The 22356-nt window shown below is 68.8% G+C and carries 22 protein-coding genes; 19 read left to right on the plus strand and 3 right to left on the minus strand.

The annotated features are described in order from the left end of the window. The first annotated feature begins 9 nt into the window (after positions 1-9). The 15 genes from coaD to ABQE89_RS08740 all read left to right on the plus strand — a co-directional run bounded on the left by coaD (position 10) and on the right by ABQE89_RS08740 (position 17073). Positions 10-486, plus strand: coding sequence for a pantetheine-phosphate adenylyltransferase (gene coaD / locus ABQE89_RS08670; protein WP_448415890.1), 477 nt, complete (start codon positions 10-12; stop codon positions 484-486). 75 nt (positions 487-561) lie between these two features. Then, positions 562-1128: a hemerythrin domain-containing protein gene (locus ABQE89_RS08675; protein WP_448415891.1), complete on the plus strand. Its 567-nt coding sequence runs from the start codon at positions 562-564 to the stop codon at positions 1126-1128. A 169-nt stretch (positions 1129-1297) separates the two neighbouring features. Beyond that, positions 1298-2035, plus strand: coding sequence for a cell division protein SepIVA (sepIVA, locus tag ABQE89_RS08680; protein WP_448415892.1), 738 nt, complete (start codon positions 1298-1300; stop codon positions 2033-2035). A gap of 32 nt (positions 2036-2067) precedes the next feature. Further along, a complete protein-coding gene (locus tag ABQE89_RS08685; protein ID WP_448415893.1) occupies positions 2068-2655 on the plus strand; it encodes a YceD family protein in 588 nt (195 codons plus the stop codon). Then, positions 2639-3349 (plus strand): ribonuclease III, encoded by a 711-nt coding sequence (gene rnc, locus ABQE89_RS08690; RefSeq protein WP_448415894.1) that lies wholly within the window; start codon positions 2639-2641, stop codon positions 3347-3349. Before ABQE89_RS08685 ends, rnc begins: the two co-directional genes overlap by 17 nt. After that, positions 3342-4214 (plus strand): DNA-formamidopyrimidine glycosylase, encoded by an 873-nt coding sequence (mutM, locus tag ABQE89_RS08695; protein ID WP_448415895.1) that lies wholly within the window; start codon positions 3342-3344, stop codon positions 4212-4214. The genes rnc and mutM overlap by 8 nt, the downstream gene beginning before the upstream one ends. Before the next feature lie 80 nt (positions 4215-4294). After that, complete coding sequence (locus ABQE89_RS08700) at positions 4295-4711, plus strand: OsmC family protein (protein WP_448415896.1); 417 nt, start codon at positions 4295-4297, stop codon at positions 4709-4711. Then, entirely contained in the window at positions 4695-4979 is a 285-nt protein-coding gene (locus tag ABQE89_RS08705) for an acylphosphatase (protein WP_448415897.1), read from the plus strand. Before ABQE89_RS08700 ends, ABQE89_RS08705 begins: the two co-directional genes overlap by 17 nt. A 26-nt stretch (positions 4980-5005) precedes the next feature. Continuing rightward, the gene (smc, locus tag ABQE89_RS08710) at positions 5006-8593 is read left to right on the plus strand and encodes a chromosome segregation protein SMC (protein WP_448415898.1); all 3588 of its coding nucleotides are present in this window, start codon (positions 5006-5008) and stop codon (positions 8591-8593) included. 72 nt (positions 8594-8665) lie between these two features. Next, on the plus strand, positions 8666-9967 hold the full coding sequence (ftsY, locus tag ABQE89_RS08715; RefSeq protein ID WP_448415899.1) for a signal recognition particle-docking protein FtsY: 1302 nt from the start codon (positions 8666-8668) through the stop codon (positions 9965-9967). A 121-nt stretch (positions 9968-10088) separates the two neighbouring features. Next, complete coding sequence (locus ABQE89_RS08720; RefSeq protein ID WP_448415900.1) at positions 10089-11456, plus strand: ammonium transporter; 1368 nt, start codon at positions 10089-10091, stop codon at positions 11454-11456. Between the two features lie 33 nt (positions 11457-11489). Beyond that, entirely contained in the window at positions 11490-11828 is a 339-nt protein-coding gene (locus ABQE89_RS08725; RefSeq protein ID WP_448415901.1) for a P-II family nitrogen regulator, read from the plus strand. Between the two features lie 73 nt (positions 11829-11901). Then, positions 11902-14403 (plus strand): [protein-PII] uridylyltransferase, encoded by a 2502-nt coding sequence (locus tag ABQE89_RS08730; RefSeq protein ID WP_448415902.1) that lies wholly within the window; start codon positions 11902-11904, stop codon positions 14401-14403. A 10-nt stretch (positions 14404-14413) separates the two neighbouring features. Further along, positions 14414-15970, plus strand: coding sequence for a signal recognition particle protein (ffh, locus tag ABQE89_RS08735; protein ID WP_448415903.1), 1557 nt, complete (start codon positions 14414-14416; stop codon positions 15968-15970). Next, positions 15967-17073, plus strand: a complete 1107-nt coding sequence (locus ABQE89_RS08740; protein WP_448415904.1) for an amidohydrolase family protein — start codon at positions 15967-15969, stop codon at positions 17071-17073. Before ffh ends, ABQE89_RS08740 begins: the two co-directional genes overlap by 4 nt. Positions 17074-17139: 66 nt before the next feature. On the opposite strand, the gene ABQE89_RS08745 is transcribed toward ABQE89_RS08740, so the two are convergent. After that, positions 17140-17970 carry a D-alanyl-D-alanine carboxypeptidase family protein gene (locus tag ABQE89_RS08745; RefSeq protein ID WP_448415905.1) on the minus strand — a complete coding sequence of 277 codons (831 nt, stop codon included), beginning with the start codon at positions 17968-17970 and terminating at the stop codon, positions 17140-17142. A gap of 70 nt (positions 17971-18040) precedes the next feature. Next, a complete protein-coding gene (locus ABQE89_RS08750) occupies positions 18041-18922 on the minus strand; it encodes a D-alanyl-D-alanine carboxypeptidase family protein (RefSeq protein ID WP_448415906.1) in 882 nt (293 codons plus the stop codon). A 32-nt stretch (positions 18923-18954) separates the two neighbouring features. Between ABQE89_RS08750 and ABQE89_RS08755 the strand changes: the two genes are divergently transcribed. Both ABQE89_RS08755 and mgtE read left to right on the plus strand, forming a co-directional pair. Next, a complete protein-coding gene (locus ABQE89_RS08755; protein ID WP_448415907.1) occupies positions 18955-19398 on the plus strand; it encodes a nuclear transport factor 2 family protein in 444 nt (147 codons plus the stop codon). Positions 19399-19411: 13 nt separating this feature from the next. Next, complete coding sequence (mgtE, locus tag ABQE89_RS08760) at positions 19412-20758, plus strand: magnesium transporter (protein WP_448415908.1); 1347 nt, start codon at positions 19412-19414, stop codon at positions 20756-20758. A gap of 6 nt (positions 20759-20764) precedes the next feature. Here mgtE and ABQE89_RS08765 read toward each other — a convergent pair whose 3' ends face one another. After that, the gene (locus ABQE89_RS08765) at positions 20765-21262 is read right to left on the minus strand and encodes a nuclear transport factor 2 family protein (protein ID WP_448415909.1); all 498 of its coding nucleotides are present in this window, start codon (positions 21260-21262) and stop codon (positions 20765-20767) included. Positions 21263-21500: 238 nt separating this feature from the next. On the opposite strand from ABQE89_RS08765, the gene rpsP reads away from it, so the two are divergent. Together rpsP and ABQE89_RS08775 are read left to right on the plus strand one after the other, a co-directional pair. After that, the gene (gene rpsP / locus ABQE89_RS08770) at positions 21501-22091 is read left to right on the plus strand and encodes a 30S ribosomal protein S16 (protein WP_448415910.1); all 591 of its coding nucleotides are present in this window, start codon (positions 21501-21503) and stop codon (positions 22089-22091) included. A gap of 5 nt (positions 22092-22096) precedes the next feature. After that, complete coding sequence (locus ABQE89_RS08775; RefSeq protein ID WP_448415911.1) at positions 22097-22339, plus strand: RNA-binding protein; 243 nt, start codon at positions 22097-22099, stop codon at positions 22337-22339. The last annotated feature ends 17 nt before the right edge of the window (positions 22340-22356 follow it).

Below are 22356 nucleotides of genomic sequence, written 5' to 3' on the forward strand. Positions count from 1 at the left end.
GTCACGCTCATGAGCGGCGCGGTATGCCCGGGCTCCTTCGACCCGGTGACACTCGGCCACGTCGACGTCTTCGAGCGTGCGGCGGCGCAGTTCGACGAGGTCGTGGTGGCGGTGCTGATCAACCCCAACAAGAAGGGGATGTTCGACCTCGACGAGCGCATCGCGATGATCGAGGAGTCCACCACGCACCTGCCGAATCTGCGGGTGGAGTCGGGCGAGGGGCTCGTCGTCGATTTCGTGAGGTCGCGGGGCCTGACCGCGATCGTCAAGGGGCTGCGCACCGGCACCGACTTCGAATACGAACTGCAGATGGCTCAGATGAACAAGCACGTTGCCGGCGTCGACACCTTCTTCGTCGCGACGGCCCCGCGGTTTTCGTTCGTGTCCTCGTCGTTGGCCAAGGAGGTCGCGTCCATGGGCGGCGACGTCTCGGAGTTGTTGCCCGGCCCCGTCAACACCCGGCTTCAGGAGAAGCTGCAGGGTTAGCTCGCCGGCCTCCCGGGTAAGCAGTCGACGGCGCACAGCCCTGCGCACAGACCACCAATATCCAGGAGCACCACCATGGCGAAGACCTTCGTCCAGTCGACCGACGACGTCGTCAAATTCCTCACCGACCAGCACAACCTGATCAAGGACATGTTCGACGACGTGCTCAGCGCGTCCGACGACAAGGCCCGCGAGAAGGCGTTCACCGACCTGCGCCAACTGCTCGCGGTGCATGAGACCGCCGAGGAGATGGTCGTCCATCCGCGTGCCCGCCATGTCATCGCCGACGGCGAGGCCGTGGTCGACGCCCGGCTCAAAGAAGAGCACGAGGCCAAGGAGTTCTTGTCGCGCCTGGAGAAGATGGACATCGGGTCCAAGGATTTCCTCACCGAGCTCACCAAGTTCCGTGACGACGTCGTCGAGCATGCGGCGCTCGAGGAACTCGAGGAATTCAGCCATCTGCAGAAGAACCTCGACAGCGACGACCTCGAGCGGATGGCCGGTGCCGTGCAGGCCGCCGAGGCCATCGCACCGACGCGCCCGCACGCCGGCGTGGAGTCGGCCAAGGCCAACTTCGCCGTCGGCCCGTTCGCGTCGATGCTCGACCGCGCACGGGACGCGATCGGCGCGGCGCTGCGCTGAACGTGTTGCCAAATTCGCCGAAACTGTATTCCAGCAGGCCGCCGCCCGCGTTTTGTCTGCTGGAATACAGTTTCGCGGAATTTCGGCGACACACCGACCCAGGTAGCTGAGTCACAGACGTAACACCAGGCACACTGGTCACTGTCAACTACGCCTGGAGGGTGTTGCCGTGTACCGAGTTTTTGAAGCGCTCGACGAGCTGGGCGCAATAGTCGAAGAAGCGCGCGGCGTGCCGATGACGGCCGGCTGCGTGGTGCCCCGCGGCGATGTCCTCGAGCTCATCGACGACATCAAGGACGCCATCCCCGGCGAACTCGACGACGCCCAGGATGTGCTGGACGCCCGCGACGCGTTGCTGCGCGAGGCCAAGGAGCACGCCGACTCGATGGTGTCGACGGCGTCGGCGGAGGCCGACTCGCTGGTCAACCACTCGCGCGCCGAGGCCGACCGGTTGCTCGCCGACGCCAAGGCGCAGGCCGACCGGATGGTCGCCGAGGCCCGCCAGCACAGCGAACGGATGGTCACCGAGGCACGCGAGGAGGCCACCCGCCTGGCCGCCACCGCCAAGCGCGAGTACGAGGCCAGCACCGGCCGGGCCAAGACCGAGGCCGACCGGCTCATCGAGAGCGGCAACCTCGCATACGAGAAGGCCGTGCAGGAAGGCATCAAGGAGCAGCAGCGGCTGGTCGCCCAGACCGAGATCGTCAACACCGCGACGGCGGAGGCGACCCGGCTCATCGACTCCGCCCACGCCGAGGCCGACCGGCTGCGTGGCGAGTGCGACATCTACGTCGACAGCAAGCTGGCCGAGTTCGAGGAGTTCCTCAACGGAACCCTGCGCTCGGTGGGCCGCGGCCGCCACCAGCTACGCACCGCCGCGGGCACCCACGACTACGCAGCGCGGTAGTTCGCCCGGCGCTCGCCGTAGAATGGGAACATATGGCGACGCATGCGAGCGCGGCGGCGCGCCGCGCATCTGAATCACCGCTCGTCCTCAACGTCTCCCGGCTGGGCAGGCGACCGGGGGCGATGCTGACCCTCGCCGAGACCGTGGCCAGCCCGTCGCGCATCGGGCTGGACCTGGTGGCGATCGAGAAGGGCGCTTCGTTGACCCTCGATCTGCGCATCGAGTCGGTCTCGGAGGGTGTGCTGGTCAGCGGCACGGTGTCGGCCCAGACCACGGGGGAGTGCGCCCGGTGCCTCACGCCGGTCACCGGCCAGGTCGAGATCGAGCTGGCCGAGCTGTTCGCCTATCCGGACAGCATCACCGACGAGACCACCGAGGACGACGAGGTCGGCCGGGTCAGCCAGGGCCCCGGCGCCGACACCGTCGACATCGAGCAGCCGATCATCGATGCGGTCGGGCTGGCGCTGCCGTTCGCGCCGCTGTGCGGTCCCGACTGCACCGGCCTTTGCGCGCAGTGTGGTGTGCGACTGGCCACCGCCGAGCCCGGACACCACCACGAGCAGATCGACCCGCGGTGGGCCAAGCTCGCGGACATGTTCGACAATGAGGGCCGTGACTGACCGGACGCCGCTGCTCGACGCGCTGGGGGTGTCGCTACCCGACGAACTGCTCACGCTCGCGCTGACTCACCGCAGCTTCTCCTACGAGCACGGCGGGCTGCCGACCAACGAACGACTGGAGTTCCTGGGCGACGCGGTGCTCGGGCTGACGATCACCGAGGAGCTGTACCGGCGTCATCCCGACCGCCCCGAGGGCGACCTGGCCAAGTTGCGCGCCAGCATCGTCAACACCCAGGCGCTCGCCGAGGTCGCGCGCCAGCTCTCCGACGGCGGGCTGGGCGCCTACGTGTTGCTGGGCAAAGGCGAGGAGAACTCCGGGGGTGCGGACAAGGCCAGCATTCTCGCCGACGGTCTCGAATCACTGCTCGGCGCAATCTATCTGGAGCACGGCATCACGATCGCGCGCGACGTGATCCTGCGGTTGTTCAGCAAGCTGCTCGACACCGCGCCGACACTGGGCGCCGGTCTGGACTGGAAGAGCAGCCTGCAGGAGTTGACCGCGGCGCGTGGGCTGGGCGCACCGTCCTACGTGGTCACCTCGACGGGTCCGGACCACGACAAGGAGTTCACCGCGACGGTGATCGTCACCGACATCGAGTACGGAAAGGGCGTCGGCCGCAGCAAGAAAGAGGCCGAACTCAAGGCGGCCGCGGCGGCCTGGACCGCTCTCGAGGCCGCAGACGTCGATGCCTGAACTGCCCGAAGTCGAGGTCGTTCGGCGAGGGTTGGCCGCGCATGTGGTGGACCGGACCATCATTGCGGTGCGCGTACATCACCCGCGTGCGGTGCGCCGCCACGAGGCGGGCCCGGCGGACCTGACCGCGCGTCTGCTCGGGTCGCGGATCGTCGGCACCGGCCGCCGCGGCAAGTACCTGTGGCTGGCGTTGGACGACGGGTCGGCGCTGGTGGTTCACCTCGGGATGAGCGGGCAGATGCTCCTGGGCAGCCTGCCCGACGAGCGTCATCTGCGCATCGCGGCGCTGCTCGACGACGGCACCGCGATGAGCTTCGTCGACCAGCGCACGTTCGGGGGCTGGCTGCTGGCCGATCTGGTGACCGTCGACGGCAGCGAGGTTCCGGTGCCCGTCGCACACCTGGCCCGCGACCCGCTGGACCCGTCATTCGACCGCGATGCCGTCGTTACGGTGTTGCGCCGCAAGCACTCCGAGATCAAGCGTCAGCTGCTGGACCAGACGGTGGTTTCGGGTATCGGCAACATCTACGCCGACGAGGCGCTGTGGCGTGCACGCATCAACGGCGCGCGACTGGCCTCGGCGCTGACCCGTCGCCAGTTGGCCGGTGTGCTCGACGCGGCGGCCGAGGTGATGACCGAGGCGCTGGCCCAGGGCGGCACGTCGTTCGACTCGCTGTATGTCAACGTCAACGGCGAGTCCGGCTACTTTGAGCGGTCGCTGGACGCCTACGGCCGCGAGGGTGAGCCATGCCGGCGCTGCGGCGCGGTGATGCGGCGGGAGAAGTTCATGAACCGCTCGTCGTTCTACTGCCCGAAATGCCAGCCCCGCCCGCGACTCCGCCGCCAAGACCCCGCCGAACGTTGATTACCGCGCCAAAAATTGGCGAAATCTCGCGCGGTAATCAACGTTCGGCCCCCTGTGTGGGGACGCGGTAGAAAGAGATCGTGACAGAACTGTGGGTGGAGCGCACCGGGGTGCGCCGCTATATCGGGCGCAGCGCGCGCGGCGCCGAGGTGCAGGTCGGCAACGAGGACGTCGAGGGTGTGTTCACTCCCGGTGAGCTGATGAAGATCGCGCTGGCCGCGTGCAGCGGCATGGCCAGCGACGCGCCGCTGCGTCGACGACTCGGCGACGACTACCGCACGACGATCAGGGTCTCCGGCGCCGCCGACCGCGAGCAGGAGCGCTACCCGCGGCTCGAGGAGCAGATGGAACTCGATCTGTCCGGCCTCTCGGAAGGTGAGCGGGCGCGGGTGCTCACCGTCGTCGAGCGCGCCATCGACCAAGTCTGCACGGTGGGTCGCACCCTGAAATCCGGGGCGGAAGTGACGTTTGAGGTCAATGATGCAGGAGTTAGCTGAGGTACGCCTCACCGCCTGGGTGCACGGGCATGTCCAGGGGGTCGGGTTTCGATGGTGGACCCGGTCACGGGCGTTGGAACTCGGCCTGACCGGATACGCCGCCAACAGGCCTGACGGCCGAGTGCAGGTGGTCGCGCAGGGCCCGCGCGAGAACTGTCAACGCCTACTTGACCTGCTGCGAAGCGGTAAAACGCCCGGTCGCGTCGACAACGTCGTCGCCGACTTCACAGAATCACGCGACTCGCTAGAAGGCTTCACCGAGCGATAGCCCACTCGCCGGTAGTGTGGCACGTCGTGCACCTCAAGAGTCTGACGCTGAAGGGCTTCAAGTCCTTTGCTTCGCCCACGACTCTGCGCTTCGAGCCGGGAATCACCTGCGTCGTCGGCCCCAACGGGTCGGGCAAGTCCAACGTCGTCGACGCGCTCACCTGGGTGATGGGCGAGCAGGGCGCCAAGACGCTGCGCGGCGGCAAGATGGAGGACGTCATCTTCGCCGGGACCTCGTCACGGCCACCGCTGGGCCGCGCCGAGGTCACCGTGACGATCGACAACTCCGACAGCTCGCTGCCGATCGAGTACTCCGAGGTGTCGATCACCCGCCGGATGTTCCGCGACGGCGGCAGCGAATACGAGATCAACGGCACCAGTTGCCGACTGATGGATGTACAGGAACTGCTGTCGGACTCGGGCATCGGCCGTGAGATGCACGTGATCGTCGGGCAGGGCAAGCTCGCCGAGATCCTGGAATCGCGTCCGGAGGACCGCCGCGCGTTCATCGAGGAAGCCGCCGGCGTGCTCAAGCACCGCAAGCGCAAGGAGAAGGCGGTCCGCAAGCTCGACGCGATGTCGGCGAACCTGGCGCGGCTGACCGACCTGACCACCGAGTTGCGACGCCAACTCAAGCCGCTGGGCAGGCAGGCCGAGATGGCCCGTCGCGCCCAGACCATCCAGGCCGATCTGCGCGACGCACGGCTGCGGCTGGCCGCCGACGACCTGGTCACCCGCACCGCCGAATTCGAGAACACCAACCAGGCCGAGACCACGCTGCGGCGCGAACACGACGAGCTGACCACCCGGCTGGAGGCCAAGACCGTCGAGTTGAATTCGCACGAGACCGAGGTCGGCACTCTCAGCGAGCGTGCAGAAGCCGCCCAGCAGACCTGGTTCGCGCTGTCCGCGCTGGCCGAGCGGGTGAGCGCGACGGTGCGCATCGCCAGCGAACGCGCCCAACACCTCGAGGCCGAACCGGAGGCGTCCACCGGCCCCGATCCCGACGAACTCGAGGCTCGCGCCGAGGAGGTGGCCGCCCAGGAGCGCCAGCTGCTCGACGAGCTGGCCGAGTCGAAGGCGCGACAGGAGGCGGCCCGCGCCGAGCTCACCGAGCGCGAACGGGTGGCCGCCGAGGCTGAACGCGCCCATCTGGCCGCAGTCCGCGCGGAGGCCGACCGTCGCGAGGGGTTGGCCCGGCTGGCGGGTCAGGTCGACACCATGCGCACCCGGGTGGAATCCATCGACGAGACCGTCGCGCGGTTGTCCGGGACCATCGAGGAGGCTGCGGCCAAGGCGCAACAGGCGCAGGCGGAATTCGAGAATGTGCAGCGGCGCGTCGGTGAGCTCGACGCCGGTGAGGTGGGCCTCGACGAGCAGCACGACCGCTCGGTCGCCGCGCTGCGGCTGGCCGACGAACGCGTTGCCGAACTGCAGGCGGCCGAGCGCGCCGCGGAACGACGGGTGGCCTCGCTGCGGGCCCGCATCGAGGCGCTGTCGGTCGGCCTGGACCGCAAGGACGGCGCCGCGTGGCTGCAGAAAAACCTCGGTGGCTCAGGGCTTTTCGGATCCATCGCAAATCTGCTCAAAGTGCGGCCGGGCTACGAGGGGGCGGTGGCTGCTGCACTGGGCGCCGCGGCCGACGCCGTCGCCGCCGAGAACCTCGGCGCGGCCCATGCCGCGGTCGCGGCGCTGAAGAACTCCGACGGTGGGCGCGCGGCGATCGTGCTCGGCGACTGGCCCCATGACGCCGCACCGCCCGCGGGCCCGCCGCCCGCCGACGCGGTGTGGGCGGTGGACCTGGTCGAGGCCCCGCCGCGGCTGCGGGGCGCGGTCAGCGCCATGCTCTCGGGCGTCGCGGTGGTTCGCGACCTGCAGACGGCACTCGATGTGGTGGCGGCGCGACCGAACCTGCGTGCGGTCACCGCCGAGGGAGATCTCGTCGGCCCCGGCTGGGTCAGCGGCGGATCGGACCGCAAACAGACCACGCTCGAGATCGCCTCGGAGGTCGAGAAGGCCCGCGAGGAGTTGGCCGAGGCGGAGAACCAGACCGGCGAACTGTCCGCGGCGCTGTCCGGTGCGCTGGCCGAACAGTCCGCGCGCCAGGACGCCGCCGAGCAGGCGCTGGCCGCGCTCAACGAATCCGACGCCGCGATCTCGGCTATCTACGAACAACTGGGCCGGCTGGGCCAGGACGCCCGCGCCGCCGACGACGAGTGGCAGCGACGCGTCAAGCAACGCGACGAGTTGGAGGCGGGCCGCGCGCAGACCCTCGAGGAACTCGTCGAACTCGAGCAGCGGCTGCACAACGCGCAGCAGGAGCCCACCGTCGACGCCGAACCCGTCGACCGGCAGGAGTCGATGGCCGAGGCCGAGGCCGCCCGCGCGGCAGAAGTCGAGGCGCGGCTGGCCGTGCGCACCGCCGAGGAGCGCGCCAACGCCGTTCGTGGACAAGCTGATTCACTTCGCCGCGCGGCCACCGCCGAGCGTGAGGCGCGGTTGCGCGCGCAACGGGCGCGCGAAGCGCGGATGCACGCGGCGGCCGTCGCGGCCGCGGTCGCCGAGTCCGGACGCCTCATCGCGCACCGGCTCGGCGTCGCGGTGACGGTGGCGTCGCGAGCGCGCGACGAGGTCGCCGCCGAACGGCAGCGCCGGGCGGAGGCCCTGGCCAGGGCCCGCGAGGAGGTCGGCGAACTGAGCACCAGGATCGCCGCGCTGACCGACTCGTTGCACCGCGACGAAATGGCCAAAGCCCAAGCGGCACTGCGCATCGAGCAACTCGAGCAGCACGTCCTCGAACAGTTCGGCATGGCGGCCGCGGACCTGGTCGCCGAATACGGCCCCGACGTGCCGCTGCCGCCGTCGGAACTGGAGATGGCCGAATACGAGCAGGCCCGCGAACGCGGGGAGCAGGTGACCGCCCCCGCACCCATGCCGTTCGACCGGCCCACCCAGGAACGACGCGCCAAGAAGGCCGAACGCGAACTCAACGAACTGGGCCGGGTGAACCCGCTGGCGCTGGAGGAGTTCGCCGCGCTGGAGGAGCGCTACAACTTCCTGTCCACCCAACTGGAGGATGTCAAGGCGGCCCGCAAGGACCTGCTCGACGTCATCGACGACGTCGACGCGCGCATCCTGCAGGTGTTCACCGAGGCCTACACGGACGTGGAACGCGAGTTCCGCGAAGTGTTTTCGACGCTGTTCCCCGGTGGCGAGGGCCGGCTGTTGCTCACCGAACCCGACAACATGCTCACCACCGGCATCGAGGTCGAGGCCCGCCCGCCGGGCAAGAAGATCAAGCGGCTCTCGCTGTTGTCGGGTGGGGAGAAGTCGCTGACGGCGGTCGCGATGCTGGTGGCGATCTTCCGGGCCAGGCCCTCGCCGTTCTACGTGATGGACGAGGTCGAGGCCGCGCTCGACGACGTCAACCTGCGCCGCCTGCTCAGCCTGTTCGAGCAGTTGCGCACCCAGTCGCAGCTGATCGTCATCACCCATCAGAAGCCGACCATGGAGGTCGCCGACGCCCTGTACGGGGTGACCATGCGCGACGACGGCATCACCGCGGTGATCAGCCAGCGGATGCGCGGTCAGGAACTCGTCGGCGCCGCCAATTAGCGACTTGTGCGCGTTGACAACGCCCGTCAGCGCAACAAAATGCGCACAAATCGCGTCTGAAACAATGGCGGCGTGACGGAAGGTCTGTGGATCGCGGTCGCGGTCATCGCTGTTGTGCTGGTTGCCGCGCTGATCATCGGTTTGGTGCGCTACCGGCGCAGGCAGATCAGGTTGTCCTCCCCGGACACCGCCACACCCGTCGACCGCTCCGGCGGCTACACCACCTCATCGGGCATCACCTTCGCGCAGTCGGCGCCGGCCGAACCGGTCGAACGGATCGACACCACCGGGCTTCCCGGCGTCGGTGACGACGCCGCCGTCCCACGCGACGCGCCGAAACGACCGATCGCCGACGTCGCGCTTCCTGAGCCGCCCCAGCCGCCCGTTGTAGAGCCACCCGTCGTCGAGCCGAAGCCCACCGACGAGATCGCCCCGACCGAGGGCCGGCTGGAGCGCCTGCGGGGACGGCTGGCGAAATCGCAGAACACCCTCGGCCGCAGCATGCTGGGCCTGCTCGGCGGCGGTGACCTCGACGAGGACTCCTGGGAGGCGATCGAGGACACCTTGCTGATCGCCGACCTGGGGCCCGTCGTCACCGAATCGGTGGTCGGCGCGCTGCGGTCACGAATGGCCAGCCGCAACGTCCGCACCGAAAGCGAGGTGCGCGAGGTGCTGCGCGAGGTCCTCATCACCGAACTGCGACCCGACCTGGACCGGTCCATCAAGGCGCTGCCGCACGCCGACAAACCGTCGGTGCTGCTGGTGGTCGGGGTCAACGGCACCGGCAAGACGACGACCGTCGGCAAGTTGGCGCGGGTGCTGGTCGCCGACGGGCGGCGGGTGGTGCTCGGCGCGGCCGACACCTTCCGCGCCGCGGCCGCGGACCAACTGCAGTCCTGGGCGTCGCGGGTGGGCGCGCAGGTGGTGCGCGGCCCCGAGGGGGCCGATCCGGCGTCGGTGGCGTTCGACGCGGTGGACAAGGGCATCGAGTCGGGCGCGGACGTCGTCGTCATCGACACCGCGGGCCGGTTGCACACCAAGACCGGCCTGATGGACGAACTGGGCAAGGTCAAGCGCGTGGTGAGCCGGCGCGCCGAGGTCGACGAGGTGCTGCTGGTGCTGGACGCGACGATCGGGCAGAACGGTTTGCCGCAGGCCCGGGTGTTCGCCGAGGTCGTGGACATCACCGGGGTGGCGCTGACCAAACTCGACGGCACGGCCAAGGGCGGCATCGTATTCCGCGTGCAGCAGGAACTGGGCGTGCCGGTCAAACTGGTCGGTCTCGGCGAGGGGCCCGACGACCTGGCGCCCTTCGAACCGGCGGCCTATGTCGACGCGTTGCTCGGCGAGACGCGCGGTGAAACACGAGCGTAACCGTGCGGGCCGGTGCGTTCACATTCCGGAAACGTCAGCGCATCACCGGCGAAACGGCGGCGTTTGAGTCTTCTCGGGAGGCCGATGCTTTCGGCGCACTTCCCAAGGAGGTTCACACAAAGTGGTTTCAGCCTTACCTCTAGCTCTACCCGACGACGCCTTCGCACCGTTCGGCCCCGACGGGCTGAGTTCGGGCGACACGGCGTGGGTGCTCGCCGCGGCGGCGCTCGTGTTGTTCATGACACCGGGCCTGGCGTTCTTCTACGGCGGACTGTCCCGCCAGAAGTCGGTCCTCAACATGATGATGATGTCGTTCGGGTCGCTGGGCCTGGTCAGCGTCATCTATGTGCTGTGGGGCTACTCGATGTCGTTCGCGTCGGCACACACCGGGCAGAGCGACATCCTGGGGATCTTCGACAACCCGTTCTCGTTGTTCGGCCTGAGTCAGCTGTTGGAGACCAGAGAAGTCGCCGGCGAGTCGCTGTTCGTGCTCGGCGGGTTCGGCTCGGTGCCCGCCATCGTCTGGGCCGGATTCCAACTGACCTTCGCGGTGATCACCGTGGCGCTGATCAGTGGCGCGGTGGCCGAGCGGGTGAAGTTCGGCACCTGGCTGGTGTTCGGCGGGCTGTGGGTGACCCTGGTGTATTTCCCTCTGGCGCACATGGTCTGGGGCGGAGGCCTGTTGTCGGGCGCCGAGAACAGCATCGCGTCGTGGCTGTTCGGGTACGACGCTGACGCGGGGGCGGCCAACGTCGCACCGATCGACTTCGCGGGCGGCACCGTCGTGCACATCAACGCCGGGATGGCGGCGCTGGTGCTGGTGATCCTGATCGGCAAGCGCACCAACTTCGGCAGGATGGCGTTTCGCCCGCACAACATCCCGTTCGTGATGCTCGGCGCGGCGATCCTGTGGTTCGGCTGGTACGGCTTCAACGTCGGGTCCGAAGGCGCCGCGGACATGATCGCCGGACAGGTGTGGGTCAACACGACCGCGGCCACCGCGGCGGCAATGCTGGGCTGGTTGGTGGTGGAGCGCATTCGTGACGGCCACGCCACCAGCGTCGGCGCCGCATCGGGCATCGTCGCCGGTCTGGTCGCGATCACCCCGGCCTGCGGGGCACTGTCACCGGTCGGGTCGCTGATCCTGGGTGCCGTCGCGGGCATGCTCTCGGCGTTGGCGATCAGCCTGAAGTACAAGCTCGGCTACGACGACTCACTCGACGTGGTGGGCGTGCACCTGGTGTCGGGGCTGTGGGGCACCGTCGCCATCGGCCTGCTGGCCACCGAAACGGGCCTGTTCTACGGCGGCGGCGCGGCGCAGTTGGTCGTACAGGTTGTGATCGCCGCGGCGGCAGTGGTGTTCACTGGCATCATGACCGCCATCATCGCCTTCGTCGTGAAGCCGATGGGGTGGCGCGTCAGCAAGGAAGACGAGGACACCGGCATCGATGAGACCCAGCATGCCGAAACGGCTTATGAACTCGTCTGATCGGCAACAATTTCATCGGAAGGGATCGACCACATGAAGCTGATTACTGCGATCATCAAGCCGTTCACGCTCGAAGACGTGAAGACCGGTCTCGAACAAACGGGCATCCTCGGTATGACCGTCAGTGAGGTGCAGGGCTACGGCCGGCAGAAGGGGCACACCGAGGTGTACCGCGGCGCGGAGTACTCCGTGGACTTCGTGCCAAAGGTGCGGGTGGAGGTCGTGGTCGACGACGCCGCGGTCGACAAGGTGGTGGACGTGATCGTGCAGGCCGCGCGCACCGGCAAGATCGGCGACGGCAAGGTGTGGGTCAGCCCCGTCGAAACGGTGGTGCGGGTCCGCACCGGCGAACGCGGAGCCGACGCCCTTTGAGTTCCGCGCGCAACTGAGAAGTGGACTCCTGACCATGCCCGTGTCCGGTCGATGGTCAGGGGAAGACAACGAAATGGCAACGCAGAAACCAGATCCCGCCGCCGGAGCGCCTCGAGGAGGAACTCCGGCGGCGGCCGGAGTCGGTGGCCCGTCGGCTCCGGTGGGTACCCCGCGGCCAGCGACGGACCTGACCGCCGCCGCCGAGCAACTCGTCACCGGCAGCGCTCAACCTCTGGAGCCGGCGGCGCTGCGGCGGGCTTTGTTGGAGCTGCACGAATTCTGGTTCACGGCAAAGGCGGCCGAGATCGGTGTCACCGAGACCAGCGGCTTCGCGATCGTCGCGACCGGTGGGCTCGGGCGCGGCGAGCTGGTGCCGTACTCCGATCTGGACCTGATGCTGCTGCACGACGGCATGCCGCGCGAGCAGGTCGGCCGGATCGCGGAGCTGCTGTGGTACCCGTTGTGGGACGCCAACATCCGCATCGATCACAGCGTGCGCACGGTGCCGGAGGCGTTGGCTGTCGCCGGTGAGGACATCTCGGCCGGGCTGGCGATGCTGGAGGCCAGGCACATCGCGGGCGATCCAGCATTGTCGTCGTCGCTGATCGGCGGGGCCCGGCGGCAGTGGCGCACCGGAATCGCTTCGCGCTTCGAAGAACTGGTGAATCAGACCGAAGCGCGCTGGCAGCGCAGCGGGCAGATCGCACACCGCGCCGAGCCGGACCTCAAATGCGGTCGCGGGGGGCTGCGCGATGTGCAACTGCTCAACGCGCTCGCGATCGCGCAGTTGGCCGACGTGTACCCGAACCGGTCGTCGGCGTCGCTGATCGCCAGCCTGGGTGACGCGCACATGGCGCTGCTCAACGTCCGCACCGAACTGCACCGGGTGTCCGGCAGTGGGCGCGAACTGCTGCTGGCTCAGCACGCCGACGAGATCGGCGCCGCGCTGCACATCGGCGACCGGTTCGACCTGGCCCGCATGCTTTCCGATGCGGCCCGCACGATCAGCTTCTACGTCGACGCGGGGTTGCGTACCGCGGCGAACGCGCTGCCCCGCCGGGGTTTGGCGGCATTCCGTCGTCCCGTTCGCCGCCCCCTCGACGAGGGCGTCGTCGAGTTCGCCGGGGAGGTCATCCTGGCCCGCGACGCCCGGCCCGAGCGCGACCCCGGACTGATCCTGCGGGTGGCGGCCGCCTCGGCCGCGACCGGGCTGCCGATGGCGGCGGCCACGCTGGGCCGGCTCGCCGAGAGCGCGCCCGAACTGCGCGCCCCGTGGCCGCGTCAGGCGCTCAAGGACCTGTTGGTGATGCTCGCGGCGGGCCCGGCGGTGGTGGCCACCATCGAGGCGCTCGACCGCACCGGCCTGTGGGGCAGGCTGTTCCCGGAATGGGGAGCGGTGCGCGACCTTCCGCCGCGCGATATCATCCACATCTGGACAGTCGACCGTCATCTGGTCGAAACCGTCGCGCAGGCAAGCGCTTTCACCACCCGCGTGTCCCGCCCGGATCTGCTGCTGCTCGGTGCGCTGTGTCATGACATCGGCAAGGGCCGCGGCGGCGACCACAGCGTCATCGGCGCGGAATTGGCCACCCAGATCGGCACCCGGTTGGGGTTGTGGCCCTCCGACGTCGAGTTGTTGTCCAAGTTGGTGCGTCATCACCTGCTGCTTCCGCACACCGCGACCCGTCGCGACCTCCAGGACCCCGACACCATCGCGGCGGTGGCCGACGCACTCGACGGCGACCTCGTGCTGCTGGAGTTGCTTGCCGTGCTGACCGAAGCGGACTCGCTGGCCACCGGTCCGGGCGTGTGGGGGGACTGGCGGGCGTCGCTGGTCGGCGACTTGGTGCGCCGGTGCAGGCTGGTGATGGCCGGTGAGCCGCTGCCGCAGCCCGATCCCATTGACCCACACTATCTTTCGCTGGCCTCTGATGTGGGCGTGCACGTCGAACTCAGCCCCGGCGACGGCGCGCACATCTACCACGTCACGATGATCGCGCCGGACCGCCCCGGGCTGCTGTCCAAGGCCGCGGGCGTGCTGGCCCTCAACGCGCTGCGGGTGCACTCCGCGTCGGTCAACGGCCACCAGGGTACGGCGATCAACACGTTCGTCGTCTCGCCCCATTTCGGATCCCCGCCGGCGGCCGGGCTGTTGCGGCAGCAGTTCATCCTGGCCCTGGACGGCGAACTGGACGTGCTGGCGTCGCTGGACAAACGCGACGACGACTCCGCGCAGCACGGCGCCACCCGCGCCGGGCAGGTGCCAGACGCGGTGCCGATCAGCCACGCGCCCGCACCGCCGCGCGTGCTGTGGGCGACCGGAGCGACGCCTGGTGAGCTGGTGGTGCAGGTCCGCAGCACCGACCGCGCCGGGTTGTTGGCGCGGCTGACCGCCGTCTTCGAACGTGACGACGTGGACATCGCGTGGGCGAAGGTCACCACCATGGGCTCGTCGGTGGTCGATGTGTTCGGCATCACGGTGGCGGGCGACAGCGCGATCGTGCGTGAGGCGATCGAGCGCGACCTGTATGCGGCGCTGCCCGCACCTCCGAAGCGGAAATCCGACGCCGGTTAGGCTGGACAGCGTGTTTGAATCGCTGTCCGACCGGTTGACCGGCGCCCTGCAGGGGCTGCGTGGCAAGGGACGGTTGACCGACGCCGATATCGACGCGACCACCCGCGAGATACGGCTGGCGCTGCTGGAAGCCGACGTGTCGCTACCCGTGGTGCGTGACTTCGTGGCCCGCATCAAGGAACGCGCCAAGGGCGCGGAGGTGTCCGAGGCGCTCAACCCCGCCCAGCAGGTCGTCAAGATCGTCAACGACGAACTGATCGCCATCCTCGGCGGCGAGACGCGCCAGCTGGCGTTCGCCAAGACCCCGCCGACCGTGATCATGCTCGCGGGCCTGCAGGGCTCTGGTAAGACCACGCTGGCCGGCAAACTCGCGAAATGGCTTCGCGGACAAGGTAACAGGCCGCTGTTGGTGGCGTGTGACCTGCAGCGGCCGGGCGCGGTCAGCCAGCTGCAGATCGTCGGCGAACGCGCGGGCGTCGACGTGTTCGCCCCGCATCCCGGGGTGGGCCCGGAGGGCCAGGCCGAGGGAGCGGCGCCCGGTGACCCGGTCGCGGTGGCCGCTGCCGGCCTGCAGGAGGCCAAGGACAAGCTCTACGACGTCGTCATCGTCGACACCGCCGGCCGGTTGGGCATCGACGAGGAGTTGATGAGCCAGGCCGCCGCGATCCGCGACGCCGTCAACCCCGACGAAGTGCTGTTCGTGCTCGACGCGATGATCGGCCAGGACGCCGTCACGACGGCCGAGTCGTTCCGTGAGGGCGTCGGGTTCACCGGCGTGGTGCTGACCAAGCTCGACGGCGACGCGCGCGGCGGTGCGGCGCTGTCGGTGCGCGAGATCACCGGCGTGCCGATCCTGTTCGCGTCGGCGGGTGAGAAGCTCGAGGACTTCGACGTCTTCCATCCCGACCGGATGGCCAGCCGCATTCTCGGCATGGGCGACGTGCTCACGCTGATCGAGCAGGCCGAGCAGGTCTTCGACGCCCAGAAGGCCGAGGAGGCCGCCCACAAGATCGGCAGCGGTGAGCTGACGCTGGAGGACTTCCTCGAGCAGATGCTGGCGATCCGCAAGATGGGCCCGATCGGCAACCTGTTGGGCATGCTGCCCGGCGCCGGCCAGATGAAGGACGCGCTGGCCGCCGTCGACGACAAATCCCTGGACCGGTTGCAGGCGATCATCCGGGGCATGACACCCGAGGAGCGCGCCGACCCCAAGATCATCAACGGGTCGCGCCGGTTGCGCATCGCCAACGGGTCCGGCGTGACCGTCGGCGAGGTCAACCAGCTGGTGGAGCGGTTCTTCGAGGCGCGCAAGATGATGTCGCAGATGGCGGGCCAGATGGGCATGCCGTTCGGTCGCAAGTCGTCACGCAAGGGCGGCAAGAACAAGAAGAAGGGCAAGGGCAAGAAGGGCGGGCGGGGGCCGACGCCGCCGAAGGTACGCAATCCGCTGGCCGCCGGGCTGCCGGGCGGTTTCCCCGACCTGTCCGACATGCCGAAGGGGCTCGACGAGCTGCCCCCGGGTCTGGCCGACATCGACCTGTCGAAGCTGAAGTTCCCGAAAAATTGACCCGGCTACACGTCCGCGGCCGCGGCTTGCCCGACGCCGGGCCGGTGGAATGGTGGATCGTCGACGAGCCCTCGGGCGAAGAGCACCTGCGCCGCGGCGTGCTCAGCGCCGAACCGGTGGCGGATGCGGTAACCGTTTTCGACGGGGGCTGGATTTTGCCCGGTCTGGTCGACGCGCACTGCCACGTCGGCCTCGGCGAACACGGAGCGCTGGACAACCTCGACGACTGCATCGCGCAGGCTGAAGTCGAACGCGACGTCGGTGCGCTGCTGCTGCGCGACGCCGGTTCGCCCATCGACACCCGTCCGCTGGCCGAGCACGACGACCTGCCGGAGATCATCCGCGCGGGCCGCCACCTCGCGAAACCCAAGCGCTACCAGCGCGGGTTCGCGATCGAACTCGACGACCCGGCGCAGTTGCCGAACGCGGTGGCCGAGCAGGCCCGCTTCGGTGACGGCTGGGTGAAGCTGGTCGGCGACTGGATCGACCGCGACATCGGCGACCTCGCGCCGTTGTGGTCCGACGACGTGCTCAAGGCCGCGATCGACGCCGCCCACGCCAACGGGGCCCGGGTGACGGCGCACGTGTTCGGCGAGGACGCGCTGCCGGGGCTGATCACCGCAGGCATCGACTGCATCGAACACGGCACCGGGCTGACCGACGACACCATCGACTTGATGGTCGAGCACGGCACCGCGTTGGTGCCGACGTTGATCAACATCGAGAACTTCCCCGGCATCGCCGACGCGGCCGCCAGGTATCCGGCCTACGCGCGCCACATGCGGGATCTTCACGACAAGTGCGCGGCACGGGTGGGGGCCGCGCGGGAGGCCGGCGTGCCGATCTATGCCGGCACCGACGCGGGCAGCATGGTCGCCCACGGGCGCATCGCCGATGAGGTCGAGGCGCTCAAGGGCATCGGGATGAGCCCGACGCAGGCGCTGGGGGCGGCGTGCTGGGACGCCCGCGACTGGCTGGGCCGGCCCAGCTTGCAGCACGGCGCCCAGGCCGACCTGGTGTGCTACCGCGAGGATCCGCGTACCGGCGCGGGCATTCTCAACAACCCGGACCTGGTGATCCTGCGCGGGCGCGCCTACACCTGACCGCGAAACTGCATTCCGGCCGGTCCGTTCTCGCACTTTCGCTGCGCCGGTGCGGTTTCGCGGAGGTTACTGGCGAAAGCCCCAGTCGAACAGGTCGATGGCCTGACCGTAGAGGTCGCCGGTGCCGTACAGCTGCGCGACCACCAGCCGCCGCCCATTGCGGGCAGCCGCAGCGACATACGTGTTGCGCGCGAGGTTGGTGTAGCCGGTCTTGCCGACCAGCGTGCCGGGGTAGCGCTTCAACAGCTTGTTCTGATTGGTGATGGTTTTGGGCCCGTCATCGGTGGGGAACAGCGACGACGGTTGTTGCACGATCGCGGCGAAGGCCGGATACCGCAGCGCGGCACGGTAGATCACCGCGAGATCGTTGGCCGTGGTGACCGATTCCATGCCGGGGCCGTCCAACCCCGACGGTGACGACGCCTTCGTGGCACGCGCCCCCAACGCCGCGGCTTTGGCGTTCATCCTCGCTGTAGCGCCCCGGTAACCGCCCAAGCCGTCGGCAAGCACATTGGCCGCGTCGTTGCCCGACACCAGCATCAGCCCGTCGAGCAGTTGACGCACCGTATAAGACCGGCCCGCCTTCACCCCCGCGCATGAGCATTCGACATCAGCGGCGGCCTGGCTGGCGCGGATCACCCCGTTGAGCGGCAGGTGATCGAGCACCACCATCGCCAGCAGTGCCTTGATCGTGCTGGCCGGGGCGTGCGGCTCATAAGGGTTGCGGGAGGCCAGGATCCGGCCGGTGTCGAGATCGGCCAACACCCACGACTGGGCGGGACCGTCCGGCACCGCGACGGCCCCCGCCGGCCCGACACCGGACTGCGCGGACGCCAGGGGAGCGGCCACCACCGCCGCGCTCAGCGCAATAGCCAACGCGGCCAGCAGCTTTCGCATGGCCGCCGAGCGTAACCGCCGCGTTACCCGCTACGGTCTCGGCAGCGTTGCGATTCGGCAACGCCGCCGGTCAGAGCGAACCGACACCGGTGTTCGGCGCCAACGCGAACCCCCAGTCCAGCAGCGCGGCCGCCTGGTCCCAGTAGGTGGGGCCGCCGGGTTCGTCCATGCCGAACATCAACGCGATGACCAGCCGCTTACCGTGACGAGCGGCCGCGCCGACGAAGGTCTTCTTGGCGATGTCGGTGTAGCCGGTCTTGCCGCCGAGGGTGCCCGGATAGCGCTTGAGCAGCTCGTCCTGGTTCACCAGGACCTTGTCGCCGGTCTCGGTCGGGAACACTGCGGAGGGCTGGGCGGTGATCTGCGCGAACACCGGGTCAGCCATCGCGGCGCGGAAGATGACCGCGAGGTCGTGCGGCGAGGACCACATCGCGATGCCCGGCCCGTCCAGACCCGACGGGGAACCGGCGTTGGTTCCGAACGCGCCGAGCAGCGCCGCTTTGCCGTTCATCTTCATCACCGCGGTCTCGTGGCCGCCGAGCATGGTGGCCAGCGTGTTGGCGGCGTCGTTGCCGGACACCAGCAGCAGCGCCTCGAGCAGCTGGCGCACGGTGTAGACCTGGCCGGGGGCCACCCCCGCGCAGTTGCATTCGACCACGGTGTCGGCCTCGTTGGCGACGATGGTGGCGTCCAGCGGCAGCTCGTCGAGGACGGTCAGCGCCAACAGCACCTTGATGGTGCTCGCGGGGGCGTGCTGGCCGTATTCGTCGCGCGCGGCGAGCACCGCCCCGCTGTCCATATCGGCGATGATCCAGGCCTGCGCCGGTCCCTCGGGTACCGGCACCGAACCCGGCGGCTGGCTGACGCCGACGGGCGCGGACGACGCCGTCGGGGCGAGCGCCGTCAGGACGCAGACGATCGCCGCGGTCAAAACGGCCACATACTTGCGCATGGGCAGCGAGCGTAGTCGTGTTGAATCGACGCATGTTGAGCCTGGAGGAGATTTCGGATCGCTTGGAGATCCAGCAGTTGTTGATCGACTACTCGACCGCCATCGACCAGAAGCAATTCGACGACCTCGACCGGGTGTTCACCCCGGACGCCTACATCGACTACCGGGTGACCGGGGGCATCGACGGCAAGTTTCCGGAGGTGAAAGCCTGGCTCAAGGAGGTGCTGCCGAACTTCCCGGCGTACTACCACATGCTGGGCAACGTCGATATCCGCATCTCTTACGATGCGGCCGGCGACCGCGCGACCTCGCGGGCGATCTGCTTCAACCCGATGGTGATGGGTGGCGGGGACCAGGGGGAGGCCAGGCAGGTGTACTTCGTCGGCATCTGGTACGTCGACGAGTTCGTGCGCACCGCCCAGGGATGGCGGATGAGCCGACGAGTGGAGGAAAAGTGTTTCGACAAACTGATCTGACCGGGACCGCGAGGTGACCGACCGCTCGGCTGTCTCCGTCAAAACCGTGGTCGACCTGCTCAACGAGGTGGACATGGCGGGTTTGACCGCCGCGGTTCGCACACTGTCGACCGAGGAGATCGTCGAGATCCTCGAACGGCTCGACCGCAGGCAGCGCGCGGTGCTCTACCGGGTGCTGCCCAAACCGGTGGCCGTGGACGTGTTCGAGGACCTCGACCCCAGCCTGCGTGGCGAGTTGGTCGGGGCCCTACAGGACGACACGGTCGCCGCGCTGTTCGCCGACCTGACCCCCGACGACCGCGTCGAACTGCTCGACGAACTCCCCGCCGGCGTGGTGCGTCGGCTGTTGCAGGGGCTGCCCCCGGCCGAACGCGCGATGACCGCCGACATCCTCGGCTATCCGCACGGATCGATCGGCCGCCGGATGAGCCCCGAGTTCGTCTCGGTGCGGCCGCAATTCACCGTGGCGCAGGCATTGGAACGGGTCTCCAGTCACCTCGAGGACGCCGAGACCGTCTACACCCTGCCGGTCACCGACGACCAGCGGGTGCTGGTGGGTGTCGTGCGCCTGCGAGACCTGCTCGGCGCCGCATCCGAGACGACGATCGGCGAGGTGATGCGCCCGGCGCACTGGGCCGTCGCCACCGACAACGCCGAGGCGACCGCGCGCCGGTGCGCCGATCTCAAGCTGCTGGCGCTGCCGATCGTCGACAACGAAACCCGCCTGGTCGGGATCCTCACCGTCGACGACGCGTTACGCATCCTCGAAGACGCCGACTCCGAAGACCAGGCCCGCATCAGCGGTGTGGAACCGCTGCGGCGTCCGTACCTCAGCGCGCCGGTGGCCAACCTGGTCCGATCACGGGTGGTGTGGCTGCTCGTGCTGGCCATCGGCGCCACGCTGACCGTGCAGGTGCTGGAGGTGTTCGAGGCCACGCTCGCCGAGGTGGTGGCGTTGGTCCTGTTCGTCCCGCTGCTGATCGGCACCGGCGGCAACACCGGCAACCAGGCCGCCACCACGGTCACCAGGGCGCTGGCACTCGGCGACGTCGGCCCCGCCGACCTGTTCAAGGTGATGTTCCGGGAGTTCCGGGTGGGGTTCGCGCTGGGCCTGCTGCTGGGTGGGGCGGCCTACCTGCTGACCAGCCTGGTCTACGACCCGGCGCTGGGCGCCGTGATCGGGCTGGCCCTGCTGACGGTGTGCACCATGGCGGCCACGGTGGGCGGGGTGATGCCGTTGGTGGCCAGGGCGATCGGCGCCGACCCGGCGGTGTTCTCCAACCCCTTCATCACGACCTTCGTGGACGCCACCGGCCTGCTGATCTACTTCCTGATCGCCAAGGCCGTCCTCGGTATCTGACCCGACTCAGCGCGTGAGCTTGCCCGCCGCCCGGCTGAGGCGGTCCGAAACGCGAACGGAGAACAGCGGATTGAAGATGTCGGTGCGTAACCGCGTCAGTGTGGAACTGGTCAAGCGCCACTGTCCGTCGGTTTTCTGGTAGGTCTCGTGGTAGTGGCCGTAGCCGTCGAGGTTCAGCGCGGGCGCCAGCCGGACGACGTCGTTGAGCGCCCACACCCCGCGGGCGGTGGTCGGCGAGGTCAGTTCGATCTCCGGTGCGTGCACCTGATGCACGGTCGGCTGCTTTTCCAGCGTTTTACGCACGAACGCGACGAATTCGTCGGCGCCGACGATGACCTTGCCGCCGGCCTCGGAGGTGTCGCTGCGGAAGTCGTCTGCGAACAGCGCGCGCCACGCATCCCAGTCCTTGGTGTCCAGGTAGCGGCAGTACCGGGCCTTGAGTTGTTTGAGGGCCTCGATCTCGAGAAGCTCGCGAAGAATGGTGGCGTCGTCGGCGGGATTCACCGGCCGAGCGTGACATTGCTCGGCTCGACTGTAAAGGCAGCGCGCGATTTCGCCCGCTAGCGGGTGTTCTGGCACAATGAATGACTGTCTGCCATGCGACCCGCTCGAAGCGATCCGCCTCCGGCTCCTCGCTGGGCGCTTGTGTGGCGGTCACACACGTAAGGCAAAACCGGATGCGGACAAATCCGTCGGCATCGCTGAATTGCAGCGTGGCAATCACAGGAGAAGACGCTCAATCATGGCTGTCAAGATCAAGCTCACCCGGCTTGGCAAGATCCGCAATCCCCAGTACCGCATCTCGGTCGCCGACGCCCGCACCCGCCGCGACGGCCGCGCGATCGAGGTCATCGGCCGGTACCACCCCAAGGAAGAGCCCAGCCTCATCGAGATCGACTCGGAGCGGGCCCAGTACTGGCTCAGCGTCGGTGCCCAGCCCACCGAACCCGTCCTGGCGTTGCTGAAGATCACCGGTGACTGGCAGAAGTACAAGGGCTTGCCGGGCGCCGAGGGCACGCTGAAGGTCAAGGAAGCCAAGCCCAGCAAGCTGGATCTGTTCAACGCGGCGTTGGCCGAGGCCGAGGGTGGTTCGGCCGCCGAGGCGGCCCAGCCCAAGAAGAAGAAGGCACCCGCCAAGAAGGCCGCCGAGAAGGCTGACAAGGCCGAAGACAAGGCCGACAAGACCGAAGACAAGGCCGAGAAGGGCGAACCTGCGGCAGCGCCGGTCAAGGACGAGTCCGAGCCCGCCGCTGAGGGTGCCGACGCCACCGTCGAGGGCGCCGCCGGCGAGGGCGCTGAAGCCTCGGGCAAGTCCGAGTCGGCCGAGAGCTGAGCGGCGTGGGCTCTGTTGTGGTCGACGCCGTCGAGCATCTGGTCCGCGGAATCGTGGACAACCCGGACGACGTCCGCGTCGACATGGTGACCAACCGCCGCGGTCGCACCGTGGAGGTGCATGTGCATCCCGACGACCTCGGCAAGGTCATCGGCCGTGGCGGCCGCACTGCGACGGCGCTGCGCACGCTGGTGGCCGGCATCGGCGGCCGCGGTATCCGCGTCGACGTGGTGGACACCGACCAGTAGCTTGCCGACGGGCTGCA

It is taken from the genome of Mycolicibacterium sp. XJ1819 (genome assembly GCF_053483675.1).